The organism is Pseudomonas auratipiscis, from assembly GCF_036324085.1.
Taxonomy (GTDB): Bacteria; Pseudomonadota; Gammaproteobacteria; order Pseudomonadales; family Pseudomonadaceae; genus Aquipseudomonas; species Aquipseudomonas auratipiscis.
The window spans coordinates 10796-37427 of sequence record NZ_JAZDCU010000005.1 but is presented as its reverse complement, the minus strand read 5'-3'; the positions used below and the strand labels follow the sequence as shown (position 1 = coordinate 37427).

Here is a 26632-nt window from a genome sequence, read left to right as displayed (position 1 = left end):
TACGATGTTGCCTGAAATCACTCAGTTCGAAGAAACGGTCACGCTGGTCAGCGATACCGGAATTCAGTTCATGGACTTCGCCTTGTACCTGGGGCCCGATGAACAGGCTGGCAAGTTCGTTCAGCTCAACAATGGCATGGTTCCGACCCGCCTGTTGTGGTCCAAGGAATACAAGGACTTCTACGAGCCCGAGCCCGACAAAGTGGTTCAGGTGGAGTTCGACTCCACCGAAGAAAACCATTTCCGCTTGAGCATGGAAGAGAGCCTTAAGCTGTTCGACGGCATCTGGCTACCGGTTCCCTTCTTGCGCTTCATGCCGCCATACCGTTATGACGAAGGGCCGAACAACTGGTCGCGGATGCGGCTGGTCAAGTTGCCTGAGCCTGACCTCGACGGTAATACCCACCGCCTGACCCTGGCCTTCGACTGCCGCATCATGAAGAACGTCGAAGGCGCCGCCTACCTGGCGCCAAGCGAAGAAGACGTACGCTCCGGTGTGGCCTTCAAGGTGGCTTGCAGCGCACGCGAGTATGGCTGGTTTCTGACCAATAGCTGGATCCGTGAATGGTTGACCGAACTGTACACCGACGCTCGCGCCGAATGGACGCGTGAGCGCCTGGACCGAGAGCTGCAAGGCAACCGTCACATCGCCCACTACCTCAACCTGCTGAGCCTGCTACGTCGCCCTACCCCGGCCGAACAAAGCACCGAGAAGCCCAAGGTCGAGATCCCGGAAGTCAAAGTAGTCGCCAACGATGCCCAGGGTATCGTACTGCCGATCAAGGTTGACTTGGTGCTGGACGTCGGCAACTCGCGGACCTGCGGCATCCTGATTGAGGACCACGGCCAGGCCGGTGCAGGTATGCGCAACAACTATGTGCTGGAACTGCGCGATCTGACCGAGCCACACCATATTTATAACCAGGCGTTCGAAAGCCGGGTCGAATTCACTCGTGCCTCTTTCGGCAATGACCAACTGTCGAGCAAGAGCGGCCGCCACGATGCATTCCAGTGGCCGACTTTTGCTCGCGTTGGTGGTGAGGCAGCGCGCCTGGCCAGTCGCCGTCGCGGTACCGAAGGGTCCACCGGGCTGTCCAGCCCGAAACGCTATTTGTGGGACGAGAAGTCCTACGGTCATGGCTGGCGTTTCAATACCGCCTACTTGAAAGCCAGCGACGAACCAGAAGCGATCGCCGCACCTTTCTCGAACCTGATCAACGACCTCGGCCAGGCCCTGTACCTGCCGCCAAAAAACGATATGCAGGTATTCACCCCGCATTATTCGCGCAGCAACCTGATGACCTTCATGCTTGCCGAAGTCGTGACCCAGGCGCTGTCGCAAATCAACAGCCCGGCACAGCGTTCACGCCAGGGCCATGCCCGGGTACCGCGCTTACTCAACAGCATCACCTTGACTGTACCGCCAGGCATGCCCCAGGCAGAGCGCAGCATCCTCAGCAATCGGATGTTCGAAGCCGTCGGCCTGGTGTGGAAAAGCCTCGGCTGGCATGAAGGTGACAGCAACCCATTCAAGGACAAAAGCGTCGTACCGCGCACGCCGTTGCCGAGCATCCGTGTGGAATGGGACGAGGCCAGTTGCGGCCAGTTGGTCTACTTGTACAACGAGATCAGCGAGAACTTTGCCGGTCACCCGGAAGAGTTTTTCGCCACGCTGGCCCGTCCGGACAAAACCGAAAGCGAACAAGTAACCCTGGCGACCATCGATATCGGTGGCGGCACCACAGACGTGGTGATTACTGACTACCGTCTGGATCGTGGTGCCAATGGCGGTAATGGCGCCAACGTGCACATCGTGCCTGATCAACGCTTTCGTGATGGTTTCAAGATCGCTGGCGACGACATCCTTCTGGATGTGATCCGCGAATTCATTCTGCCTTCGTTCAAGCGCGCCTTGCAGCAAGCCGGTGTACCCGCCCCGGATGCGCTGATGTCGCGCCTGTGCGGTAACGGCGAAGCCAGTGCCCAGGAACGAGTTCTGCGCCAGCAACTCAACCTTCAGGTGTTCGTACCGCTGGGCCTGGCATTGCTCAAGGCCTATGAACAATATGATCCTGAAACACCCTTGCCCGTGGTCGAACAAAGTTGGCAACAACTGCTCGGCGAGGCGAAGGTCAACGACAGTGTGCTGGAATTCGTCAATGCTGCGGTTCGCCGTGAAGTCGGCCGGGATGGCACGCTGGAGCTGCTGAGTACGCCGCTCGCGCTGAACCTTGAAGAGGTGCATCTGGCCTTTATTGGCGGGCAGATCAACATCACCAAGGTGTTGAGCGAATTGTGCGAGGTGATTTCTCACTATCCGTGCGACGTCTTGCTGTTGACCGGGCGTCCGTCACGCCTGCCAGGTATCCAGGCATTCATTCGCCAACGCCTGCCCCTGCCTCCGGGACGCATTCTGCCATTGCAGAACTACCGCACCGGTGGCTGGTATCCGTTCCATAAGAACGGCCTGATCGACGACCCGAAAAGCACGGCATCGGTTGGCGCCATGATTTGCCTGCTGTGTGCCAAGCACAGTGTGCCGAACTTCTATTTCCGCACCGCTGCGCTCAAGCCGTACTCGACCGTCAAGCATTTCGGCCAGATCGATAACGCCGGCACCATCAAGCATGGCGATGTGCTCTATCACAACCTTACCTCTGACCGCGGCCGCATCGAGTTGCCGGTTGTCGGCGAGGGCGAAGAGCGTGGTACGCCATGGCTGGAAATGCGTGGCGATATGCACCTGGGCTACCGGCAACTGGCCGCCGAGCGCTGGTCAGCTTCGCCGCTCTATACCCTGCGATTCACCACTCGTGGCAGTCGAAATTTCTCCCAGGCTGTTGGCAAGGATGGTGAAGCGCCGGTGCTGCGCATTCGCCTGGCGGTAGACGAGCCTTCGGACCTGCTGCTCGAGCAAGGACTGATCAGCGACAAGCTGATTATTTCTGATCTGAAATCGAACATTCAGGATGCCGACTTCGATTTCGAACGGGATCTTGAGCTCTCACTCAACACCATGCCTACCGGCAACCTGAGTGACAGTGACTATTGGCTCGACAGCGGGAACGTCAAAGGAAAATGAGCAAACTAACGCCAAAGCAGCAACAACTGACCGGCGCTTGGGGCGCCGTCCACAAGGGTGCAGGCGAAGCACTGACGTGGATCGAACAGGTCCGTGGCAACGCCGCCAGTGTCGAGGCCGAGGCCGACGGCCTGAGCCTGCGCCTGCACCGCGCACGCAACCTGGCCAAGAACCTGCAACAGGCCGCTGAAACGCCGATGGTAATCGGCTTTTTCGGCATGTCCCAGGCTGGCAAGTCGTACCTGATTTCCTCTCTGGCTGCCGACACTGAGGGCAATCTGACGACAGACTTCGCAGGGGAGCCTTTCAACTTCCTTGAGCACGTCAACCCTCCAGGTTCGGGTAAGGAAGCTACCGGTGTAGTGACCCGATTCAGTTCCTCGGCGCAGCCTAGCCCTGATGCCAACTATCCCGTGGAATTGAAGCTGTTCAGCGAAATCGAAGTAGCGAAAATGCTCGCCAACACCTGGTTTGAAGATTTCAACCAGGACAAATTCGATTACGAGTTCGACGAGCAACGTATTCAGTCAGCCCTTTCGGGATTCGAGGGGCGTGAAACAGAAAACCTTCAGCCAGGTGTAAGCGCTGACGATGTGGTTGCGCTTTGGGACTATCTCAATGGCAACTATGAGAAGGCGGTACGCAAACTGGGCGAGACTTACTGGCCGCGCGTTTTGAAGCTGGCGCCGCGTCTGAATTACCGTCAGCGCGCCAAGTTGTTTTCGATCCTCTGGGGCGAGCAATCGCTGCTGACTGAAGTCTACGAGCAGTTGGTTGGCGCGCTGCACAAACTGGGTCACCCGCAGACGGTGTTCGCCCCAGTGAGCGCACTGGTCGAAAAAGTGGACGGAACCTACCTTCAGGTTCAGAACATCATGAACGTCGACACGCTGGGGCGTTTGGGCACCAGCCGCGACAATCCGATTACCATCCTGCCGATGCGTGACGGCAAGCCTCAGGCACCTGTTGGGATAACCATCGGCCAATTGGCCGCGTTAACGGTGGAGATGACCTTCCGCCTGACCAACCAGCCCCAGGCCGACTTGCTCAAAGACGCGGACCTGCTCGACTTCCCTGGTTACCGCACCCGTTTTCAATTGATGAAAATCGAAGAAGCCCAAGGGTCCGGCATCCAGGAAACCAATCCTGTTTCGAACCTGCTCTTGCGTGGCAAGGTCGCCTATCTGTTCGAGCGCTACAGCGACACCCAGCAGATGAACGCCCTGGTCATGTGCACCAGTACCAAAGTACAGGCGGATGTGGTCACCATCGGCCCGGTGCTGACACGCTGGATTCAAACCACTCAAGGTGCGACACCCAAAGAACGAAGCCACCGAGCACCGGGACTTATCTGGGCGCTGACCATGCTCGATGTATTCATCGGCACAACCCACGACAAGAAGAAACAAGCGCTGCCTGAGCTTTGGCAGAACATGATGACCATGACGCTGATCGAGCGCTTCGGCAACCTGGAATGGATGAAAGACTGGTCGGGTGCGCCGTTCAACAACACCTTCCTGGTGCGCAAGCCCCGATTCGCCTGCACCTTCATTGACAGGGATGCCAACGGCGATGAATGTGCTTTCCACAGTGAACAGCACGTGCAGGATTTGACCGAGACCTTCGTCGGCCACCCTACCGTTCAACGTCATGTGAAAGATCCGCAGGAAGCCTTCGCGGCGATGCTGGGCCTGAACAACGGCGGCATTACTCGATTCAGTGACAACTTCAAGAATGTGGCCAACATTGACTTCAAATTGAGCCGCATCGAGGAACAACTACATCAGTGCCGAACCGACCTTCTGGAACACGGCATGCACGTCTGGCGCGAAGAGGACTTCGAGCAACTGCTGAACAAGAAACGCCAGAAAACCCAATACCTGCTCGATAACCTGGGCGCCGACCCGGATGTCATCGGGGATTTGATCCATGCGCTGCAATTGCCTGTCGAGCAACTGCGCGAGCTGTACCTGGGTGGCGTGTACGACATTGATGGTTTGGACGCCGAAGCGGAGTCTGAACCAGAGCCGGCACACAGGGCGCCCGCCAACAAGGCACCTGCGTTGAACTTCGGCAACATGTTTGCCAACTCTCAGGCTGAGCCTGCCGCAGCCGCGAAGAAACCCCTGGCCCAGCGCCTGACACCTGAGCAACGCTTCGCCCGCGCCGCGCTGAAGGCCTGGATCAAGCATATGCGTGATGTCGGCACACGCATTCTGCTGCTCAACAGCCTGCGCATGAGCAAAGAACTGGTCGATGCCCTCACCGAAGAGCTGATCAGTGCTGTGCGCAGCAACGCCTTCATGGCGGAACTGGATCTTGCGGTATCGCGCCGTGCGCAAGGTGGCATTCACCGTGACCAACTGGTGCAGCGTCAGGTGCTGTCCGTTCAGTTGTTGATGCGTGACTTCCTTTCCTGGTTCGGCTTGCTTGCCAAGCCTGAAGCCGAGCGGCCCAACAGCCTGTTGGGCGACCGGACGCCAGTGTTCAGCTTCTATCGCTCGGTACCGGCGGGCGACCTGCCGCAATTGTCAGAGCAGCCGACCCACCAGGAACAACGCTACCAAGTGGATTGGTTGTCGGGCCTGGCTTGGCTCACTCAGGAAAACGCCAAAAGCGGCGCCGACCCCGAAATTACCACTGAGCAGCGCCGCCAACTGGCTGTTCTGTTGAACACATTCGAAGCGAGTTGATTGCATGAGTATCAAAGTTGATGTGCTGCCGTTGGACGACAACACGCCGGGCATGGGGTGGCTGCGGCTCAGCGGTTGGACAGGCGCCAGCGAAGGGCTGGAGTATTCAGTGCAAAGCAGCCAGTCCCGTGAATTTCTGCAGCCAGGCAAGCAGTGGACCACCGTTGCCCATTGGTTCGCCCTGCCGGGGCTGACACCTGCTGAAGGTACGGACGCCCTACAGGTTCAGGTTGGCCCGGATCTGATCGACCCGCTGCTGGCTGCCAGCGGCAATGCCAACTTCCGCATCACGCTGAATCACGCGGGTCAGACTGAAGCAACCATGGTGCGTTTGGACAAGCACTTGCTGGCTTCCATCGCTTCGACTGGGGCGAAAAAGCCCGAGCTAACACCGCCACCTGCACCAGCTCCAGCTCCAATTCCCGAACCGGAGCCGGAGCTCTCTGTCGCTGCACCGGAACCTCTTATCGAAACGCCCATCACTGCAGATCCTATTTCTGAACCTGTGTCGGCTAACGCTGCGTCAGCGAAGAAAAGTCGCTGGATGCCGGGACTACTGCTGTTGTTGATCGTGCTGCTGGCAGTTGCTGCTGGTCTGTGGTGGTTCAAGCAGCAGCCCGAGCCAGTGGCCAGCTTACCGCCAGCGCCTGAACCTGATACGACGACAACGGCGCCAGCACCAGCGTGCTCCTTGGAAAGCATGCAGAGCCTGCAGGAATTGGCCTTTGTCCAAAGCTGTATTCAGAAGGCCCCAGGTAGCGCAGCGCTGTTGGAAGTGATCAACGTGGCCAAGGCCAACAACAACTGCAACGTGGCTCAGCGTCTGTACGCCAACCGCGCGCAAAGCGGCGATATTCTGATCGCCACCGCCTACGCCCACGAGTACGACCCCAAGTTTCACCAGCCAAGTGAATGCTTCAAGGCGCCAGACAATGCCACTGCGGCGTACTGGTACGAGACCATTCTCGGTTTCGATGCAACCAACGCCGACGCCAAGCAGCGTTACGAGGAGCTCAAGTAATGGCTTTGCACTTGCGCACCCTGAGCGCCGCTCTGCTGGCCTTGAGCCTGAGCCCGGTTTTGCAGGCGGCTGATCAGCCGTTGCTGCAAGCCGGCAAGAAGACCCTGTTCCAGCGCGTGCTGACCACGCCCACCTGCAAAATCGGTACCGCCGCTGGTGATGCAGCTGGCACCGCGCAGCCCGCCTTCAGCCGCTTCTACGTGTACGAACGCAGCACGCTTGGTGCGCAGGAATGGCTTCGCGTCGGCCCTGATACCCAGGGCAAGAGCATTGGCTGGTTGCCAGGTGATTGCACCGTCGAATGGAAGATGCAACTGACCCTGGCGTTCACCAACCCGGCCAACCGTGACCGTCTGATGTTCTTCAAGGAACGCAGCCAGCTCGAAGGCATTCTTGACGCGCCAGACCCGGTCAGCCAAGTCGCGCCGTTGCGTGCCCAGCTCAAGAAGGGTGTCGATGCGCCAGGTGTGCTGGCCCAGGAACCGGAATACTTCGTCGACCTGCAGAAGAACTTCTACCTGCTGCCGGTGCTGAGCGGCGAAGAAGTCATGACAGAAGAAGGCTTCCGTACCCGCATTCTCAACGTCGCCTCGGTGAGCAAGGCTGACGCGGCCAGCACACCGGCCGCAAACACGGCTGCTGCCACCAAGACCCAGATGAAGGCCTTCAGCGCAGCCGTGGTTTTTGTCATCGACTCGACGATTTCGATGGATCCCTACATCGATCGTACCCGCGAGGCGATCAAGCGGGTGTATGCACAGATCGAGAAGGAAAATCTCGGCAAGCAGGTCAAGTTCGGTCTGGTCGCCTACCGTTCCAGCACCAAGGCCGTGCCTGGGCTTGAGTACGTCAGCAAGATGTACGCCGACCCGAACACCGTAACCGACGGTGCTGACTTCATGGCCAAGGTCGCTGACCTCAAGCAGGCCAAAGTTTCCAGCAGCACCTTCGATGAAGATGCCTACGCGGGCGTGATGCACGCTGTGGATAAGGTGGACTGGAGCCAGTTCGGCGCCCGCTACGTGGTGCTGATCACCGACGCTGGTGCCATCGATGGCACCGACAAGCTTTCGGGGACCGGCCTGGGTGCCGAGCAGGTCAAGATCGAAGCCAGCAACCCTGGCGTCGCCCTTTATACCTTGCACCTGAAAACCCCCAGCGGCATGAAGAACCACAGCAGTGCCGAAGCCCAGTATCGTGCGTTGTCCAATTACCCTGGAACCAGCACTTCGCTCTACTACCCGGTGAACGCCGGCGACGTGGAAGCGTTTGGCCGCAAGGTCGACGGCTTGGCCGCCGCTATCACTCAACAAGTGAAGTCGGCCTACATGGGTGAAGATGCAATTGGCAGCGCAACCAATGCCAAGGTTGATCCCGCCGAGAAGAAGATGCTCGAAGATGCCGCGCTGATCGGACATGCCATGCAACTGGCCTACCTCGGCAAAACCACTGGCACTCAGGCGCCACCGGTATTCCAGGCCTGGATCAGCGACCGCGACCTGATCAAACAGAACCTGCCGACCACCGATGTGCGGGTTCTGCTGACCAAGGCCCAGCTCAGTGATTTGAGCGATGTACTCAAGCAGATCGTCGATGCAGCCAACGAGGGCATGATCTCGCCGAGCGAAATGTTCACCCGCCTGCGTTCGGTGGCCGCCACCATGGGTGCCGATCCTAACCAGCTCAAGCAAGGCTCGACCACCCGTGTCGCGGACCTCGGCGTGTTGGGTGAGTACCTGGAAGACCTGCCTTACCAGAGTGAAGTGCTCAATCTGGATGAAGAAACCTGGAAAGGCCTGGATGGTCTGGCCCAGGAAAAATTCATTCGCAACCTGAGCACCAAGCTTCGCCACTACCAGCGCTACAACGCTGATGTGGATCGTTGGGTGGCGCTGGCGCCCGGCAGCGACAGCCGCGACAACGTCTACCCTGTTCCGCTTGAAATGATGCCCTGAGTTCCATGCTAGATATCAAGGGACTGTTGGTAGAACGCGGACAAGGACCTCAGTCGCACAAAGTGCGACTTGAGACGTTGCAGTTACAGCAAGGCGAGATCTACGCAATAACCGGTGAAAGCGGCTGTGGCAAGAGCACCCTGCTCGAAGCTATCGGCCTGCTGCTGGCCCCACAATCGCTGGAGCGCTATCAATTGGGCCCTGAGGCCCTGGATGTGGCGCGGTTGCTCGCCGACGACCAACAGCCAGCGCTGGCAGCAGTGCGCTCGCGGCAGTTAGGGTTCGTTTTGCAAAATGGTGGCCTGCTGCCGTTTCTCAACGTGCGCGACAATATTCGTCTGCCTCGACGCCTGCTCGGCTTGAGCAGTCGCAGCGATGCCGTGGATATGGCCGTCGATGCGCTGCGTCTTGGCCCGCTGCTCGACAAATTGCCCCAGGCTTTGTCCATTGGTGAGCGCCAGCGTGTCGCTTGCGTCCGCGCGATTGCCCACGAGCCGCGCCTGCTGTTGGCCGATGAGCCGACGGCTGCCCTTGATCCAAACAATGCTCGCCGCTTGTTCGAGCTGCTGCTCAGTCTGGTCAGTAAGCTGGGCCTGAGCGCATTAGTGGTTTCGCACGACTGGGCCTTGATCGAACACTTCGGATTGCCGCGTCTGGGTGCTGTCAACGGGGAAGGAGAAACACGCTTTGAACCCCTGGTATAAGCGCCTTGCCCTGCTGGCCCAGCTATCCCTGGCGGACCTGTGGCACGACCGCAAGGTTACATTGTGCATGGCTGCGTCGCTGGTGGCGGTGATCGCCCCGCTGCTGCTGTTGTTCGGCCTCAAACATGGCGTTGTCAGCCAACTGCAGGAAGAGTTGCTGAGCGACCCGCGCAACCTTGAAATCAAGATGCTCAGCAGCGGTCATTACGACAATCAATGGTTGGATAATCTGCGCCAACAGCCCCAGGTCGCTTTCGCCATCGGTCAGACTCGCTCGCTCAATACCCAGGCTGACTTGCTGGGTGAGCGAGGCCGTTTTGCCGACAACGTTGAAGTTATCCCTACACAGGCCAACGACCCTCTACTCAAATCGCCGTTGAGCGCATTGCAAGGCAATCAGGTGATTCTCAGTGCACGTGCTGCCGAGCGTCTGGCGGCCAAGGCCGGCGACACTGTGCGCCTGCGCGTGGCCCGGCGTATGGACGGCATCAACGAGCGCGGTGAACGTACCCTGCAAGTGCAGGCGGTACTGGAACCCGCACGATTCGCGCGCCCGGCAGCGTTCGTCAGCCCGCAGCTTCTGCTTGAACTTGAGTATTACCGGGATGGCTATCAGGTCGCAGGTCTGGGCGGCGTCACGGGCAAACCCATGGATGGCGTGAAGGTCGGCTATGCCCGTGCGCGCCTCTACGCCCGTGATATCGATAGCGTCGAACCGCTGGAGCGCTGGCTCAACGAGCAACGTATCGAGACCAGCAGCCGCCTGGCCGAAATCGACAGTGTCAAAGCGATCAACCACGTATTGGGGCTGATTTTCGGCGTGATTGCCGGCGCTGCGCTGATCGGCTGCATCGCCTCGCTGGTGGGTGCCTTCCTGGCCAACATCGATCGCAAGCGCCGCAATCTTGCCGTGCTGCGCCTGCTCGGCTTCGGCACTGCGGCGGTGGCCGGTTATGTGGTGTTGCAAGCATTGTTGTTGAGTGTGGTCGGCTACCTCGGCGGGCTGGCCAGCTACTTCGTCGGCAGCCTGCTGTTCGACCACCTGCTGGGCAGCAGCCAGGCCACGGGCACGTTCGTTTGTCACATCACTGTCTGGCATGGCCTGGTGGCCCTGTTCCTTGCCTTCCTTGTCGCTGCCCTGGTTGCCCTGATCGGTGCCCTACGGGCGATAAACATTCAACCTGCGGAGAGTCTGCGTGAGCTTTAAAGCCTGCTGCCGTCTACTGTTTGTGCCCCTGAGTTTCGGCTACCTGCTTAACGCTTCAGCCGCTGCCTGGGAAGAAAAACATTTCAACCCGATGCCCGACGCCGATGACGTGGTGCTGCCGATGCCCTGCGAAGGCTCGATGGTGTTTCGCAAAGTGCTGATCCCGTTGGCCGGGCCGCTGGATGACTACCCGATCAACATTGGTCAGGACAGTGCCGAGTGGGGCTATGTAGAACAGACTCGCCCAGCCTTTATCTCGGGCAGTTTCACCACGGCCAAGGGCGAAAAGTCTCGTTACTACCTGATGGCCAAGTACGAGATGACTCAGCTTCAGTATCAGGCTTTGACTGAAGACAACTGCCCGACGCCGTCGAACAAACTACGCCTGCCGGTGGTGTCGATCAGTTGGCTGGATGCACTGCAGGCTGCGGACAAGTACAACCGCTGGTTGCGCACCAACGCCGCCAGCAAACTACCAAGTGAAGACGGCGCCCAGGGCTTCCTGCGCCTGCCCACCGAAACCGAGTGGGAATTCGCTGCCCGTGGCGGCCTGCAAGTGAGTACCGCGGAGTTTCGTGATGGCCGCTACCCTATGCCGGAGGGCCTGAACGCCTACGAATGGTTTGCCGGCGCGCAATCGTCCAACGGCAAGTTGCAGTTGAGTGGTTTGCTCAAACCCAATCCGCTGGGTCTGCACGACATGCTTGGCAACGCCAGCGAGATGATGTTCGAACCCTTCCGCCTGAACAAGCTCGACCGTCAGCATGGCCAAGCCGGCGGTTATGTCGTTCGCGGTGGCAACTTCCTGACTGCTGAAGGTCAGTTGCGCACGGCGCTGCGCCAGGAAGAACCCTACTACAACGCTCAGGGCCCGGTAACCAAGAAAACCAACGGCGTGCGCCTGGCCATGGTCTCGCCGACCCTCACCTCCCGCGAACGGGTCAGCAGCATCGAAAAAAGCTGGAGCAAGCTGGGTAACGATCAGCCGTCCGCCGACCCAAAGGACAAAGGCACCGTCAAAGCGCTTGAAGAGCTGGCATCGAGCGTTGAAGACCAAGGTCTCAAGGACCAGCTAAAGACTGTAGAAAATCAGCTGCGTGCCAGCAACCAGCAGCAACAGGAAGCCCGCGACCAAGCAATTCGCGCCAGCCTGAACCTGGGTGCCTTCCTGTGCACCAAGATGCTCGATGACGGCCAGTATCTGGACTTCCTGCAGAAAAACTATGCCGCCAACTGCAAGGCTGGCGAGGAAGATCCTACCTGCGGCATGCGCAAATCCAAGCTCGACGAGCAGAGCGATCGCCTGCACAAGCTCAGCCGTTACTACGCCAGCTCACTGGTGGACTCCGGCTCGCTCTACGGCCAATCACTGCTCGAAGCCCAGGTGCCGGTGCTCGAAGGCGTGTTGACGGCCAACAAGAATCTTTCAGAACTCAAGCCTTACCTGACGACCCATTGGGCCAACCAGTCGGCGTTCCTGAAAACCCAGAAGATCGACATCAACGCCTGGCTCAAGAGCTGCAAGGCCGTAACTCACTAATCAACAGCGCACAAGGAAAGCCAACGTGAACACAAACAAGCCGGGTATTTCGCGGGTATGGATCGGTCTGATGGTTGCATTGAGCCTGGTGCTGAGCGGCTGCGCCAGCACAGGCAGCTCACTGCTCGGCGACAGCGGCGCCGACCCGCGCTTGACGTCGGGTAACGACGCCAAGTTCTTCAGCGCCTCCGGTTATCAGGCCTGCGCGGTAGCCGCTGCAGGTGGCATTTTGGTTTGCACGCTGTCCAACTCGGGCAACAAGGCGGTCTGCGCCGTGGCTGCGGGACTGGCCGCTTGTGGCGTGGCCATGGGTGCCAACTACTACCTGGATGATCGTCGTGCCAAGTATGCCGACACCACTCAACGTCTGAACGTGATGAGCGCCGATGTGCAGAAAGAAACTGCCAAGGTGGCTGAACGTACCAACACCCTGCAACGCGTTATCAATGACGACAAGCAACAGATCGCCGACATCCAGCGCGATATCAAGGCCAAGACTGTCGATAAGGCCAAGGCTCAGCAGAGCATCGTCACCATCGACAAGAACCTCGATCTGATGCGCAAAGACGTCAAGAACATGCAAACCCGCATCACTGAGTTCGAGAACGTCGCCAAGCTCGAGCGTGAAAGTGGTTCCGACCAGGTTGAAGTACAGAAGGTCGAATCCGAGATCGCCAAGATGAACACCAAGGTTGCATCGCTGCAAAAAGAGGTCGATGGCCTCTACGACCAGCGCTCGGCAATCACTCTGGGCTGAGGACAAGGCATGTTGGTAAGAATCGGTTTTTGCGCACTGCTGCTAGGCACCCTCGCCGGCTGCGCAACCACAGCGTCACAGTGCACGGCCTCTGACAGCAGCGCCAGCCTGATCAGTAAGCTCAACTGCGACTACGGCGGCGGTTACGCCGAGCAAGTGCGTAACAGCGAGCAGGATCTGGTCGCAGCCCGTGAGCAGAATCGTCAGTTCAACCAGGTCTATGACGAGCTGAGCGCCCTGCAAGCTTCGACGCGCCAGGACCTGGCCACTCAGCAGCGCCAACAGGCAAACCTGCAAAAGTCGCTCAATGGACTGCTGGCCACCCTCAAGGCGCGTCACGGCAACAAGAGCGATGTGCAACAGCAGATCGCCGGGCTGGAAAAGCAGCTCAAGGCAGGCCAAGGCGCTCCGGCAAAAAACGCCAGCAGTGCCCAGATCGAAGCCCGCAAGCAAGAACTCAAAGCCCTGCAGCAGCAGGTTAGTCGCCTGCAGTTGAGTTTGGGTTACGAGTAAGCCCCATCGGCAGCTTCGGCTGCCGTACTTTTCAGGATTCCATCATGCAGCGGGTTACCCGTGATGCCGGGCCGGACCATTCCGGCTTGGCCGATCTCGTCCAGACAGTCGCGATCATTACCAAGCATTTTCCTGCAAGTGTTGCCCAACTTTACGCCAAGCCCCGTGCAGGCCGTGACGGAGTGCGTGAGTGGTGGACGGAGCTGGAAGGACAGCCACGCTTGTACCACGAGCTCAATGCCGAGCAACAAACGGCTTTGTTGGGTGTGTACGAGCAGCGCCAGGATGCTATTGGACAATTGGCCGCTGAACTGGAGCAGCGCGGGCAAACCAGCGATGCGTCGGCACTGCGCCGCCTGATCGGTCCGGCGAATCTGGATAACCTCTACAGCGTCAATGGCTACCCGTTGCTGGTACGGTGGGATGCGCCTGTGGTGGTAGCCACTCCACCGCAACCCTTGCCACCGGTCGTGCCGGCAGCCACGCCTCGGCGGCGCTGGATTTTCTGGCTGCCGTGGTTTCTGTTGCCCTTGCTGGCGCTGCTGGCGCTCCTGGCAGCGCTATGGTTCGACTGCCCGTTCCTGCGCCAATGGTTCGGGCATAACCCACAACCGAGCGCAGTGGAACAGCCGGTGATCAACAGCGAATCTGCAATAACGCCCACACCTGAGTTGCCTGTGCCGACTCCAGAACCTGAACCTGAACCTGAACCTCCCGTGGTGCCTGAGCCGCTGCCGGTTGCCAAGCCCAAACAGGCCGAGGCAAGCGCACCGGCAAAGCCTGCTGTATGTCGCAAGTACACGAACACTCAGCCCCCTCAGTTGGCGGTCGTATTTGATACCTCGGGGTCTATGAACCTCAGTGTCGATGCCTCGTTGAAGGATGAGAGGTGGTTCTTCAGGAACCTGGACAACCCCTTCGCCGACCCTGCGATCTTCGCCAGAATCACTCAACCGCCTGTACGCATGGACGTGGCCAAGCAGTCTCTGACGCAAATGGTCAAGGACCTGCATCCGGCCATCGACATGCGTCTGGTGACATTCGATGGTTGCCGTACCCCCGTTGACCACGGCGTGTTCGGCAAAGCCCAGCGACCTGCGCTGATCCGCGGCATCCAGGGTCTTAAGGCCGACGATGGCACCGCGCTGAGCGCAAGTCTGGAGATGGCTGCCAGCAGCATGAACGGCCGAGATCGCGATGGGGTGATTGTCATGTTTGCCGACGGCGAAGATGGCTGCGGTCGCAACATCTGCGAAGTCGCGCAGCGCATTGCCCAGGACCAGCCGCGCCTGAAAATCAACCTGATCAACATCAGCACCAACAGCCTGGCCGACTGCGTCGCTCAGCGTACAGGTGGCCAGGTCTACTCGGTGAACAACGCTTCACAACTGGACATTGCTATCGAGCAGGCCAGCCAGGAAGTTTCCGCCAATACCAACTGCGAGTAGAGACGCACTCACATGCAGCGAGTCATACGTGATACCCAGGCCAGCCAGGAAGCAGCCGCAGCGCTGGAACAGACAGTCGCGCTGATTCGTCAGCACTTTCCACCCAGCATTGCCCACCTGTATGCCATACCGCGCCAAGCGCGCGACGGTGTGTTGGAGTGGTGGTCGGAGCTTGAAGGCCAACCTCACCTCTATACCAGCCTTGAGCGCCAGCAGCAGGCCGAACTGCTCAGGCGCTATGAAGAGCGCCAGGCAGCGGTGAAGCAACTGGCCCACGAACTCGAACGACGTGGGCAGACTGCAGCCGCTCAAGCGCTGACCAAGCTGGTTGGCGAACCCGACTTGAACAATCTGTTCAGCATCAATGGTGAACCGCTGGTGGTGCGCTGGGGGCAGCCGCAGCCGGTGCCTGCGGCGGCCGTGCCGAAGGTTGCTGCGCCTCGGCCGGCACCAGCTCCACCTCGACCGACAGCGCCGCGTCGACCGTTGGTACTTTGGCCGTGGCTGCTGGGGTTGCTTCTGCTTGCCCTGCTGTTCGCGTTGTATCTGTGGTGGCCTTCCTTGCGCCAGTTGTGGGCGACAGTTTCATCGCAGAACCAGATCTGCACCCCGACAACGAACTTTCAGCCTTCGGAATTTACCGTGGTACTCGACACGTCGGGCTCCATGGATGAACGGATCAGGGTCAAGCGTGAAGACGAACAGTGGTACATCACATTGCTGCGCAAGGTCCCCTTGGTCGAAGAGTTTCTGCCGTATGACAGCAAGCAGCGAGTTACGCGCATGGACGTGGCCAAAAGCTCACTGAGCACCGTGATCCAGAATCTGGAGCAGGGAATCGATATGCGCCTGGTCACCTTCGATGGTTGCCACTCGCCTCAGGACCATGGCGTATTCGACCCCGGCCAACGCAGCAATCTGATCGAGCGCATCAACAGGTTGCAGCCTCAAGGCGGAACCGCATTAGGCACCAGTCTGGAAGCCGCTGCTTCCCACATGAACGGCCGCGACCGCGACGGCGTGATCATCATGTTCGTCGATGGTAGCGACAGCTGTGGTCAGAGCGTGTGCGCAGTTTCGCGCCAGATTGCTGAGCAGCAACCACGCCTGCGGGTCAACATCGTCAACATCAGCGCCAGCACCGGCTCCAACTGTGCCGCAGAGAACACTGGCGGCCGGGTGTATACCGCCAACGATGCCGCCGCCGTGGCCGCCGCATTGCAGGAAGCCAGCCTGGAGGTTTCAAACGCGTCCGGCTGCAATTGAGCGTCGAATTATCATCGCCATTATTTCGACATCACGGAAATAATTGGTAAACTTTGCTTCCAATTTCTGCTGCCGACACGCAGCAGAAACCCGCATAAGGATTTGTCATGACAATGGTTTTTTGTCGCGGTTGCGCCAAGGAAATACATGAAACGGCGCCCACCTGCCCTCAATGCGGTGCATCTCAGTTCCTGCAAGGCCCAACCTCAGCGGCCACTGAAGTGTCGCCGTGGATGGGCATTGTTTCACTGATTCTCGGCATTCTTTGCGTCCTGTCCTTGTTCGATATATCTGACTGGGACAGTGACACCGTCGCTGGACTCTCGGTGTTTGCCATCGCCAGTCTGGTTTTAGGCGTCATCAGCATTGCCCAGCGACAGCCCGGCAGCAACATGGGCATTGCCGGCGTAGTCATGTCGGGCATTTCGCTGTTTGTGTTTATTGGATATTCAATTAATTAACGTGAGGGATAACAAATGAGTATGGTTTTTTGCCGGGGCTGCGCCAAAGAGATCCACCAAAGCGCCGTCGCCTGTCCACAGTGCGGCGCGCCGCAAGCTTTCAACCGCAGTACGCCGGCTTCGACAGCAGCAGTTGCGCCTGAGCAAACAGGTAACTGGTACATCGCCGTACTGAAGAAGTACGCCGTATTCGCCGGCCGCGCGCGCCGCAAGGAATACTGGATGTTCTTCCTGATCAGCTTTCTGATTGCCTGTGGTATTGCCACTGTCGAAGCGCTGCTGGGAATGAATGCAACCCTCTCTAACGTCTACTCGCTGGCGATGTTCATACCCGGCATCGCCGTTGGTGTTCGTCGCATGCATGACAGCGACCGTAGCGGCTGGTGGTTGCTGCTGCCAATCGTCAATATCGTCTTCCTGTGCCTGGACAGCACCCCGGGCGCCAACCGTTTCGGCCCGAACCCGAAGGGGATCGCATGATCATTTAATGATCAGTTTGTCGACTAAAAGCGGCCTTTCCTGGGTCGCTTTTTTGTTTGTGTGCCGACCAATGACGTTTTTCAATCGCCTCGATGCCGCTTTCTCCCTTGCCCTGCGGCCATCTGTACACGATTCTGTAGGTATCTGCCGTCAACAACTCCCAGCATTGCAGAGGCCTCTATGAAAACCGTGGCACAGCTCCTGAAAACCAAAGCCCAGCAGCATCATCAGGTTCATACCATTGGCCCGAATCACATGGTGCTCGATGCGCTGAAGTTGATGGCCGAAAAGAACGTCGGTGCCCTGCCGGTGGTCGAGGGAGGTCAAGTGGTGGGTATCGTCAGTGAGCGGGACTACGCACGCAAAATGGTGCTCAAAGGCCGCTCGTCGGTGGGCACGCCGGTCAGCGCGATCATGAGCGCCCCGGTGATTACGGTTGATCCGCACCAGAACGTCGAGTTTTGCATGAACATGATGACCAACAGCCACTTGCGCCACCTGCCCGTAGTGGAAAACGGCGAGTTGCTGGGCCTGCTGTCGATTGGTGACCTGGTAAAAGAGGCCATCGCCGAGCAGGCCAATATGATTCAACAGTTAGAGCAGTACATTCGCGGCGACTAATGGGTCGCGGCACCGATCAGCGGTACTCGCCCTCCAGCTCATCGAGCTGGTGGTCGAAGCTGCGCAGGCGTGCCGACCAGGTGTACACCAGTACTTCCAGATCGCGGTTAAGCACCGCCGCACCGCGTCCGCTGCTTTGCTGGGAGTCGCACAGGTCCAATTGATAGCGCTCACGGGCCATGGCGGTGGCCACGGTAGACAGCTCGCGGGCGTTGTCCAACCAGTGACGGCGCAGATCGTGGGTTTCCTTGTCCAGCTCCCGGCACTGACTCTTCAGGGCTTCAAGACTTTGCTCCAGCGGTGTGCCTTCCAGCTCGCCCATAACCTCCTGGAAAGTGCGCCCCGGCTGCCAGTAGCTGCCCCAGAAGTAACGGTCGAACACTGTTTCAACGCGACGCAGGGCAACTTTGGTATTCCAGATAGCTACCAGCGTGCGACCCTGTGCAAGCTGGCGCCTGCTGACCCGCAATTGCTGCCAGGCAATCCAGGCTAGGGCCGTAAGCGCGAGGGCACCAATTACTCCACCTGCTGCGTATAGAAATACCAGTGCCTGATTGAGTTGGTAGGCCTCTTTGACACCATAGAAGTAACCGACGGTCAGCAGTCCCAAAGCGCTCAAGGCGCACCAGAAACCAACTGTGTAGGGATCTTTCATTGGCACTATCCCCTTGTTGTTTTTTTCTGAGCATAGCAACGCCGAACGTCGGTATCAGTGCCACTGAGCGTTTATTTTTTCGGTCGCCGAAGCGCCTCGTTCAGTTGGTCGAAAGGCACCGCCCAGTCGGCGTCCTCAATGACACTTTCTTGCAGAAAAGCCTTTTGCGCCGGGGTCCAGAACGGTGCATCGACCAGTTTTACATCGCCCTTGAGTGGTGAGTGACTGGTGATGAATTGGTCGATTCCAACGGGGTCGTCTGGTAGCCCAAGTTGTTTGAACAGTTCCGAGAACTTGTGGTTAGGTGCTTCCATGGGGCACTCCTGTTAGCCAGGCTGGTCGTCTACGACGCCAGGTCTGGCAGTGGGTTGATCATCAACAAACCTCACGCACTTCGGCGTTCGGCACCAGTTTCAGATACTGCGACATGTTCATGTGGATCAAATGATCGTGATCCCCCGCCTCCACGTAGATATCGCCTTGGCGGGTGAGCGTCGGGTCAACCAGCATCTTGATCGAGTAGGCGTCTCCCATTGCCGGAATGGCGCCTCGCTCACAGTCGCCGAACAAGTGTGGCAGGTTGCTTTCCGAGGTCATGTGCCACTGACCGGTGGCCTGCACCTTGCTCATGTCGAGGTGACGATTGGCCGGTAGCACGGCCATCAGATAGTTGCCGTGACGGTCGTCGAGCATGACGGACTTGGCCACCCTTTCCGCTGGCACACCAGCCATACGGGCCGACTCAAGGCTGGTGGATGAGTGGGCATGAGGAACGATGTCGTAATCGCAGCCTGCCGTGTCGAGGCAGCGCTGCAGGGTTTTTGCCATACGCATGATGCACCTCCAGATACAGCTCCCCCAGTGATGAAGTTTAGGCCCTGCTGCTGTGGGCCGCGGACTAAACTTATTGGACACGCACAACTCGGGTGAATTCAGGTGATCGCTCGCTGGTGTCGGCAGCTGCTTTTGCTGCTCTTGCTCGGCGCGGTGCCTGGCGGACAAGCTGCGCCCGGTAACCCGGTGTTGGTATTGAGTATTAACGACGCTATAGGTCCGGCCAGTGCCGACTATCTGATACGTGGTTTCGCGCAGGCCAGGTCCGAGCAGGCCCAGCTTGTGGTGATCCGCCTCGACACGCCAGGCGGGCTGGACAGCTCGATGCGGGAAGTTATCAAAGCCATTCTGGCCAGCCCCGTGCCAGTGGCCAGCTTCGTCGCCCCCGGCGGGGCCCGAGCGGCCAGTGCTGGCACTTATATTCTTTACGCCAGCCACATAGCAGCCATGGCCCCCGGCACCAATCTAGGCGCTGCGACACCGGTGCAGATTGGCGGCCTGCCCGGTGCACCCAAAGACCCTGGCGCACCGCCTGCTACGCCGACCGGCGACAAGCAACCTGCGCCGAACGAACAAGACACCTTGACGCGCAAACAGGTCAACGACGCTGCGGCCTATATCCGCAGCCTGGCACAGTTGCGTGGACGCAATGCCGAATGGGCGGAGCAGGCGGTGCGCGAGACCGTGAGCCTGCCAGCCAACGAAGCCTTGCGCCTGAAGGTAATCGACCGCGTCGCCAACGACCTGCCCGACTTGATGCGCCAGCTCGACGGCAAATCACTGGAGGCCGCTGGCCAGACCGTGCAATTGCACACCGCTAACGCTGCGCTGATCGAGCGCCAGCCAGACTGGCGCACACGCTTGCTGGCCGTGATCACCAATCCCAACGTCGCGCTGATTCTGATCATGATGGGTGTGTACGGTCTGATGTTCGAGTTCATGAGCCCTGGCACTGGGGTAGGCGGGGTTGTCGGCGGTATCTGTCTGTTGCTGGCGCTGTACGCCTTGCAGTTGCTACCGGTGAGCTACGCCGGGGCCGGTCTGATTCTGCTGGGCGTAGCGTTCATGATTGCCGAGGCATTCATGCCCAGCTTCGGCGTAGTCGGCTTTGGAGGCATCGTCGCCTTCGTCGTCGGTGCGGTGATCCTGATGGACACCGATGTGCCCGGCTACGGCATTGCGCTGCCGTTGATCCTGTTCCTGGCAATATTCTCGGCCTTGCTGCTTGGCGGCGTGCTGGGGGCGGCCATGAAGGCTCGAAAACGTGCGCTGGTGAGCGGCGATGCCGGGCTGATTGGAAGCCTGGCGACGGTCATGGCGGTCAACGACAGCGATCCGTTCATCGGCTCGGTACAGGCACAGGGTGAGCAGTGGCAGGCGCAGAGTCAGACACCGCTGCAAGTGGGGCAACACGTGCGAGTTATCTCACGCAAGGGCGTACTTTTGGACGTCAGTGCAGCAGCTGAAGCTGTGGCGCAAGGAGAGTGACTATGTTTTTCGAACTGGGCATTGGTGCGCTGCTGGCATTTACCGCCGTGCTGTTGCTATCGGCGTTTCGCATCCTGCGCGAATACGAGCGAGGGGTGGTTTTCCAGCTCGGCCGTTTCTGGAGAGTCAAGGGGCCGGGGCTGGTACTGCTGATCCCGGGTATCCAGCAGATGGTCCGGGTCGATTTGCGTACCGTGGTGCTGGATGTACCGCCGCAGGATGTGATTACCCGTGACAACGTATCGGTGAAGGTCAACGCCGTTATCTACTTTCGCGTGCTCGACCCGCAGAAGGCGATTATCCAGGTCGAAGACTTTCTCATGGCTACCAGCCAACTGGCCCAAACCACACTGCGCGCAGTGCTCGGCAAGCATGAGCTGGATGAGCTGCTGGCCGAACGCGAACGCCTGAACCTGGATATCCGCCAGGTGCTGGATGCACAAACCGATGCCTGGGGCATCAAGGTCGCCAATGTCGAGATCAAGCATGTTGACCTCAATGAGTCGATGATCCGTGCCATTGCCCGTCAGGCTGAGGCCGAGCGGGAACGGCGAGCCAAGGTGATCCATGCCGAAGGGGAGCTGCAAGCCTCGGAGAAACTGATGCAGGCAGCAGAAATGCTTGGGCGCCAGCCGGGGGCCATGCAACTGCGTTACATGCAAACGCTGGGAAGTATTGCCGGGGACAAGTCGTCGACCATCGTCTTTCCGTTGCCGATCGACTTGCTTAAAGGGATGGTGGAGAAGGAGAAGTAGTGAGTGGGGGCGGGATCGCAGGGCGAGCCCGCGCCTACCGGCCAGGTTCGGCTGACCAACCACCACCCAAGGCCAGGAACAGGCGGATTTGGCCCATCGCTACCTGGGTATTGGCCATTGCCAGTTGTGCGCGCATGTCGGTGTAGGTGCGTGTCGCTTCCAGGTCTGCCAGGAAGGATTCGCGACCGGCCTTGTAGAAGCGATGTGTCTGCTCTGCTGCCTGTTGCGCCGATTGTTCCGCTTCGAGCAAGGCATCACGCCGCTGCAGCAATGCACTGTATTGCGCCAGACTGGTCTGGGTTTCACGAATGGCGTTGAGCACCACGCCGTCAAAATGCGCCAGCGCCGCCTGGGTGGAGGCTTCAGCCTCACGGATTCGCGCCCGCGAGCCATTGGTTGGCACAGTCCAGGTCAGCAGCGGGCCAAAGCCCCAGCGATTGGTTTGAGGCTCTCCGAGGTTATCCAGGATACCAATGGTGCCAACTTGCGCTCCGATGCTGATATCCGGGTACAACTGGCCGGTAGCCACGCCGATGGTTGCAGTGGACGCTGCCAATTGGCGTTCCGCCTGACGAATATCTGGGCGACGCTTGAGCAATGCGGCGCCATCGCCTACGGGCAGAACCTGGGCGATATGCGGCAGCTCGGCACACTCGGCCGTACCTGTTGGCAACTGCGCCACCGGCTTGGCCAGCAACATCGACAGGGTATACAGACCCGCTTCGCGTGCGGCGTGGTAGCGTGGCAACTCGGCTCGCAGCGACTTGAACTGGGTTTGCGAACGCGTCACTTGGGTTTCGTCGCCTCGTCCGGCGTCACGCAAGCGTTGCGTCATGGTCACACTCTGCTCCTGCAAATCCAGAGATTCGCGCGCGATGTGGTATTCCTCGTTGGCCGCACAGACCTGGGTGTAGGCACGCACGACGTCGGCCACCACGGTGATGCGTGCAGTGTCGGCAGCGGCCTGGGTTGCATCGGCATTGGCCTGGGCCGCTTCCACCCCACGCTTGAGGGTGCCCCACAGGTCGAACTGGTATGAGGCACTGATGATTGCCTCACCGATGTTCGCCACGGGTACTTTCTCTGGCAGCAAGAACGCTTCGCCAGACTCTTGCAAGCGCTGGGCGCCGAGCTTTACACCACCGTTGAGCCCGCCCTGGGACTGGGCCTGTTCGACCTGGGCGCGGGCACGGCTGATGTTGGCCGTGGCCACACGCAGTTCGGTATTGGCGGTCAGTGCTTGACTGACCAAGGTGTTGAGCCGCTGGTCGTGATACAGGTGCCACCAGTTTTGCGGCACCGGTGCAGAAACCACGCTGTCGGCGTCCTGGCGCAAGTTACCTTGCAGGTCAGCACGCTGGATTGCAGCGTCTTTGGGCAGTTGATAATCCGGCCCAACCATCTGGCAGGCCGACAGCATCAGGCTTAAACCCAGCAGTGGAAGGCACTTCATTGCGCGTTACCGTCGATGATGGAAACCGTGGCGGTACGTCCGGCAATCATGCGAAAGTCCGCGGGCACTTCGTCGAAGGCAATGCGCACCGGAATCCGCTGGGCCAGGCGCACCCAGCTGAAGGCCGGGTTGACGTTGGGAAGCAGGTTGGCACCGCTGGTGCGGTCACGGTCTTCGATACCGGCAGCAAAGCTCTGCACATGGCCACGCAAGCGAGTGTTGTCACCCATCACCCGAATGTCCACCGCCTGGCCAATTTTGATGCCTCCCAGTTTGGTTTCTTCAAAATAGCCATCGACATGGTAGGAAGCGCTGTCGACGACGGCCAGCACCGGCTTGCCGGCACTGACGAACTCGTGCGCACGCGGCGCGCGGTCATTCAGATAACCATCCACCGGACTGCGCACTACCGAGCGATCGAGGTTGAGTTGAGCGGCGTCCACCGCCACTTGCGCCTCGGCCATTGCCGCCTGCGCACGCGCTTCCCGGGACTGGCTTTCCTCGAGCTGCTCCTGCGCCACCAAGTTGCCCAAACCACGGTTGCGCCGCGCCTCGCGCTGGGCCTGGGCCAAGGTTTCCTTACGTTCAGACAGGATGGCCTGGGCATGACGCAGCGCCAGCTTGAAGCGGTCCTGGTCGATGGTGAAAAGCACGTCGCCGCGCTTGATCATCTGGTTGTCGCGCACCTCGACCTGTTGGATTAGCCCGGAAACGTCTGGAGCAATCTGGATGACATCGGCACGGATATGCCCATCGCGTGTCCACGGGGCGAACATGTAGTACATGACCATCTGCCAGACCAGTACGGTCGCCAGTGTCACAACCAGCAGGGTCAGGACCACACGGCCCAAGGTCAATAAAGGTCTTTTCATGGCAGCATCAGGTTTCGGCAAAAGTGATCGACCGTGCCGAGCAGCACGGCGTATAGCGCAACGTTGAACAACGCCCGGTGCCAGACCAGGCGGTAGAAATGCAAACGGGTGAGCAGCGCGTGCACCCCAAGAAACAACAGGTAGGTGAGGACCATCATCACCAGCAACGTGGGCAGAAATACCCCGCTGATATCCAGTTCACCGATCACAGGGGGGCTCCATCGATGCCATAAGGCAGTTGCGGCTTGTCATCAGACGGCTCCAGCACCACTTCCACACCAGGCAGCAGAGCCAGGCGTAAGCCGCTCAAGGCGTGCAACAGGTGAATTCGGGTTTCGCCACTGTCGGCCAGGTCGTTGAGATTGAGAGCCCTGCGGGCGCGTTCCATGCTCTGCAGCAGTACTTCGGGCGCATGCAGACGGCGGCGAGCATCCAGACAACCCTGAAAGTGCTCGCCCACCTCCTCCACGACCTGCTGCAGCAAATGCCGCGGCCCCACGTCAACCCGAGGCATGTAGGCAAGCAAATCGAGCAGGTTCAAACCCACGCGCAGATCACGCAACGCTGACCCCGTGTCCTGACCGGTCTGGATTAAACGTGGCAGGTGTTGCATCAAGCGGTCGAGCATCTGTACGCCCAAATAACGATGTTCGGCCAGCGTCGCTGGACGGGTCATGCCAACGATGTCCCTCCAACTGAAGCGCGTCAGCCGCTTGGCCGCCAGTTCCACTCCGAACGGGCGCATCACCAACGTCCAGATAAACGCGAACAGCAACCCCACAGGCCCGGCCAGGTTGGAGTTGATGAAGGTCAGGAAGTTGGCATCGTAAGCGCCCTGGATACTGATGAACGAGGCTGTGTTCACAATGGTCAGCAAGGTGCCAAGGTAGAACTGCGGTTGTACCGTCAGGGTTCCGACGCAAATGAAGGGAATGGCAAAGGCCAGCACCAGCATCGGAAAGTCATGCAGGTTGGGCAATACCAGAAACAGGTAAAGGCTAGCGAACACAACAGACAGGGCGGTCCAGAAGAAAAACCGGTAAATCTGCGGTGCAGGGTCATCCATCGCCGCAAAAAAGCTGCAAGCGACGGCAGCGAGAATCACCGCACTGCCGCCATCATTCCAGCCTGAGAGTATCCATAGCGTGGTCGCCGCAATAATTGCCGTCACCGTGGAAAACACTGAATAGAGCATCAGGCCACGGTCGAAGAACGGCGTCAGGCGACCCAGGCGCCAATGTCGGTACACAGCCCGCCACGGCGACAAGTCTTCGTTGCGAATGGCGTGTTGCAGGCTGCAGCAGTCTTGCCACAGGTCGACCCATTCGGCCAGGCGGTAGAGCGCATTGGACAGCAACAACGCCGGGCGCTCATCGAGGTCCGCGACACTGGGCTGCAGGTGTTCAAGTTGAGCCCGAAGAGCCGACCAACGGCTGGGGGACGCGTCGCTGGAAGTGCTTTTCAGCCATTCACGGGCCTGATCCAGTAACGGCTGCAACTGCTCGGCCTGGGCCGGTGCGCGGGCCTCCAAGGCCAGCAAGGCATCGTCCAGGGCGTCGACCACGGGCAGTAGGTGAATCATGCGACCGCGCAGCTCACGAGCATTCTTCACCGTCTGCGGGCGCGCGCCCTCATGCGACAGTTGCCCGATCATCAGCTCCAGCGTGTTGAATGTGGTCACCATCGAAGCGCGCAAGGTGCCGACCGTGTCGGTGGACGCGGTGCGGGCAAGAAAGGTATCGCTGTAGCGGATTGCTTCGTTGAACCAGTTGCCTGTGGCGCCAACGACTACCGGGGTTAAACGCCGTGGCCAGAAAATAGCGCCAACCACTGCAGCGCAAACAATGCCCAGACAGATTTCCTGGGCGCGGGACGAAGCGATATCGAACACCCGCAATGGATCGTCGACTACGGGCAGGGCAATCATCGGCAAGGTGTAGCCCGCCAGCATCAAGGCATAGCTGTTGGCGGTACGCAGGTGCAACGAGAGAAACAACAAGGTGCCAGTCCACAAGGCAATGGCCACAATCAGCAGTAGTGGTGTCTGTACCAGCAGCGGGACCATGAACACTGCACCTGCAGCACCCAGCAAGGTGCCCATTGCGCGGTACAACGCCTTGGAGCTGGTGGGGCCGACAAAGGGGCTGGAAACGATATACACCGTGGCCATGGCCCAATAAGGCCGGGGCAACTGCAACAGCAAAGCGATGTACAACGCAATCATCGAGGCGGCGAACGTACGCACACCATAGAACCAGTCGCGAGCAGGCGGCAGGGAACTGAAAAAGCCCTTCACACCAGCACGCCCGGCGTGCGTTGCGCTGCCTGTTCGAAGGCACGAATGACGCGCAGGGCAGCCAACAGATCGGCCTCATCGATACCCTGCAGCACATCGCGGCGCAGTCGCACCAACTCATCTTCGATGGTTTCGGCCAGGGCGCGGCCACTTTCAGTCAGGCTCAGCGCTTTGGCGCGGCGATCGACAGGGTCTTCAGTGCGACAGATAAGCCCAGCGCTGCACAGTTGATTGAGCAGGCGTACCAACGAGGGGCTTTCAAGGCCAGCTGCATGGGCCACCGCCACCTGATGCACGCCATCACCCAGGCGCACGATCATCAGCAACGGGATGGCGCAGGCTTCGGAAATACCGTAGCCAGCCAGGGTCGCCTGACAGATCCGCCGCCAGTGCCGACCGGCCACCACCATTCCGCTGCTGATAGTGCGTTGCAGTGCATCGAGAGTCATGAAGGGAAGGCCTTCGCATATTCATAGTTTGCTAACTATCTATATTCTTCGATCCACGCCCTCATCGTCAAGTGCGGCTGAC

24 protein-coding genes are annotated in these 26632 nt (G+C 59.4%); 16 read left to right on the top strand and 8 right to left on the bottom strand.

The window, feature by feature from the left end:
• The first annotated feature begins 4 nt into the window (after positions 1-4).
• From V0R60_RS08505 to V0R60_RS08440, 14 genes are all read left to right on the top strand, one after another.
• Positions 5-3082: a virulence factor SrfB gene (locus V0R60_RS08505; RefSeq protein ID WP_330079142.1), complete on the top strand. Its 3078-nt coding sequence runs from the start codon at positions 5-7 to the stop codon at positions 3080-3082.
• Positions 3079-5775: a virulence factor SrfC family protein gene (locus V0R60_RS08500; RefSeq protein WP_330079141.1), complete on the top strand. Its 2697-nt coding sequence runs from the start codon at positions 3079-3081 to the stop codon at positions 5773-5775. The genes V0R60_RS08505 and V0R60_RS08500 overlap by 4 nt, the downstream gene beginning before the upstream one ends.
• 4 nt (positions 5776-5779) lie before the next feature.
• Positions 5780-6796, top strand: coding sequence for a hypothetical protein (locus tag V0R60_RS08495; protein ID WP_330079140.1), 1017 nt, complete (start codon positions 5780-5782; stop codon positions 6794-6796).
• Entirely contained in the window at positions 6796-8751 is a 1956-nt protein-coding gene (locus V0R60_RS08490; protein ID WP_330079139.1) for a vWA domain-containing protein, read from the top strand. Before V0R60_RS08495 ends, V0R60_RS08490 begins: the two co-directional genes overlap by 1 nt.
• Positions 8752-8756: 5 nt before the next feature.
• Positions 8757-9455 carry an ABC transporter ATP-binding protein gene (locus V0R60_RS08485; RefSeq protein WP_330079138.1) on the top strand — a complete coding sequence of 233 codons (699 nt, stop codon included), beginning with the start codon at positions 8757-8759 and terminating at the stop codon, positions 9453-9455.
• Positions 9439-10662, top strand: coding sequence for an ABC transporter permease (locus tag V0R60_RS08480; protein WP_330079137.1), 1224 nt, complete (start codon positions 9439-9441; stop codon positions 10660-10662). Before V0R60_RS08485 ends, V0R60_RS08480 begins: the two co-directional genes overlap by 17 nt.
• Before the next feature lie 91 nt (positions 10663-10753).
• Positions 10754-12202 carry a formylglycine-generating enzyme family protein gene (locus V0R60_RS08475; RefSeq protein WP_136478857.1) on the top strand — a complete coding sequence of 483 codons (1449 nt, stop codon included), beginning with the start codon at positions 10754-10756 and terminating at the stop codon, positions 12200-12202.
• A gap of 70 nt (positions 12203-12272) precedes the next feature.
• On the top strand, positions 12273-12959 hold the full coding sequence (locus V0R60_RS08470; RefSeq protein WP_330079277.1) for a hypothetical protein: 687 nt from the start codon (positions 12273-12275) through the stop codon (positions 12957-12959).
• Positions 12960-12968: 9 nt separating this feature from the next.
• On the top strand, positions 12969-13472 hold the full coding sequence (locus V0R60_RS08465) for a hypothetical protein (RefSeq protein ID WP_330079135.1): 504 nt from the start codon (positions 12969-12971) through the stop codon (positions 13470-13472).
• A gap of 44 nt (positions 13473-13516) precedes the next feature.
• Positions 13517-14920, top strand: coding sequence for a VWA domain-containing protein (locus V0R60_RS08460; RefSeq protein ID WP_330079134.1), 1404 nt, complete (start codon positions 13517-13519; stop codon positions 14918-14920).
• 12 nt (positions 14921-14932) lie between these two features.
• Positions 14933-16186, top strand: a complete 1254-nt coding sequence (locus V0R60_RS08455; RefSeq protein ID WP_330079133.1) for a VWA domain-containing protein — start codon at positions 14933-14935, stop codon at positions 16184-16186.
• Between the two features lie 107 nt (positions 16187-16293).
• On the top strand, positions 16294-16647 hold the full coding sequence (locus V0R60_RS08450; RefSeq protein WP_330079132.1) for a DUF4190 domain-containing protein: 354 nt from the start codon (positions 16294-16296) through the stop codon (positions 16645-16647).
• A 15-nt stretch (positions 16648-16662) separates the two neighbouring features.
• Positions 16663-17127, top strand: coding sequence for a DUF805 domain-containing protein (locus V0R60_RS08445; protein WP_330079131.1), 465 nt, complete (start codon positions 16663-16665; stop codon positions 17125-17127).
• A gap of 180 nt (positions 17128-17307) precedes the next feature.
• On the top strand, positions 17308-17748 hold the full coding sequence (locus V0R60_RS08440; protein ID WP_136473949.1) for a CBS domain-containing protein: 441 nt from the start codon (positions 17308-17310) through the stop codon (positions 17746-17748).
• 16 nt (positions 17749-17764) lie between these two features.
• Here V0R60_RS08440 and V0R60_RS08435 read toward each other — a convergent pair whose 3' ends face one another.
• The 3 genes from V0R60_RS08435 to V0R60_RS08425 form a co-directional block, all read right to left on the bottom strand.
• Entirely contained in the window at positions 17765-18403 is a 639-nt protein-coding gene (locus V0R60_RS08435) for an NADH:ubiquinone oxidoreductase subunit N (protein WP_136473948.1), read from the bottom strand.
• 71 nt (positions 18404-18474) lie between these two features.
• Complete coding sequence (locus tag V0R60_RS08430; RefSeq protein ID WP_136473947.1) at positions 18475-18717, bottom strand: DUF2789 domain-containing protein; 243 nt, start codon at positions 18715-18717, stop codon at positions 18475-18477.
• Between the two features lie 61 nt (positions 18718-18778).
• A complete protein-coding gene (locus tag V0R60_RS08425; protein WP_136473946.1) occupies positions 18779-19237 on the bottom strand; it encodes an aminoacyl-tRNA deacylase in 459 nt (152 codons plus the stop codon).
• A 102-nt stretch (positions 19238-19339) separates the two neighbouring features.
• Between V0R60_RS08425 and V0R60_RS08420 the strand changes: the two genes are divergently transcribed.
• Together V0R60_RS08420 and V0R60_RS08415 are read left to right on the top strand one after the other, a co-directional pair.
• Positions 19340-20725, top strand: coding sequence for an NfeD family protein (locus V0R60_RS08420; RefSeq protein ID WP_330079130.1), 1386 nt, complete (start codon positions 19340-19342; stop codon positions 20723-20725).
• A 2-nt stretch (positions 20726-20727) separates the two neighbouring features.
• The gene (locus tag V0R60_RS08415) at positions 20728-21480 is read left to right on the top strand and encodes a slipin family protein (RefSeq protein ID WP_136473944.1); all 753 of its coding nucleotides are present in this window, start codon (positions 20728-20730) and stop codon (positions 21478-21480) included.
• Between the two features lie 34 nt (positions 21481-21514).
• On the opposite strand, the gene V0R60_RS08410 is transcribed toward V0R60_RS08415, so the two are convergent.
• Genes V0R60_RS08410 through V0R60_RS08390 form a run of 5 tightly spaced genes read right to left on the bottom strand, consistent with a single transcriptional unit; the run spans position 21515 to position 26550 of the window.
• The gene (locus V0R60_RS08410; RefSeq protein ID WP_136473943.1) at positions 21515-22933 is read right to left on the bottom strand and encodes an efflux transporter outer membrane subunit; all 1419 of its coding nucleotides are present in this window, start codon (positions 22931-22933) and stop codon (positions 21515-21517) included.
• On the bottom strand, positions 22930-23805 hold the full coding sequence (locus tag V0R60_RS08405) for an efflux RND transporter periplasmic adaptor subunit (RefSeq protein WP_136473942.1): 876 nt from the start codon (positions 23803-23805) through the stop codon (positions 22930-22932). The genes V0R60_RS08410 and V0R60_RS08405 overlap by 4 nt, the downstream gene beginning before the upstream one ends.
• On the bottom strand, positions 23802-24014 hold the full coding sequence (locus tag V0R60_RS08400) for a DUF1656 domain-containing protein (protein WP_136473941.1): 213 nt from the start codon (positions 24012-24014) through the stop codon (positions 23802-23804). Before V0R60_RS08400 ends, V0R60_RS08405 begins: the two co-directional genes overlap by 4 nt.
• A complete protein-coding gene (locus V0R60_RS08395) occupies positions 24011-26101 on the bottom strand; it encodes an FUSC family protein (RefSeq protein WP_330079129.1) in 2091 nt (696 codons plus the stop codon). The genes V0R60_RS08400 and V0R60_RS08395 overlap by 4 nt, the downstream gene beginning before the upstream one ends.
• A complete protein-coding gene (locus V0R60_RS08390) occupies positions 26098-26550 on the bottom strand; it encodes a MarR family winged helix-turn-helix transcriptional regulator (RefSeq protein ID WP_330079128.1) in 453 nt (150 codons plus the stop codon). Before V0R60_RS08390 ends, V0R60_RS08395 begins: the two co-directional genes overlap by 4 nt.
• Between the last annotated feature and the right edge of the window lie 82 nt (positions 26551-26632).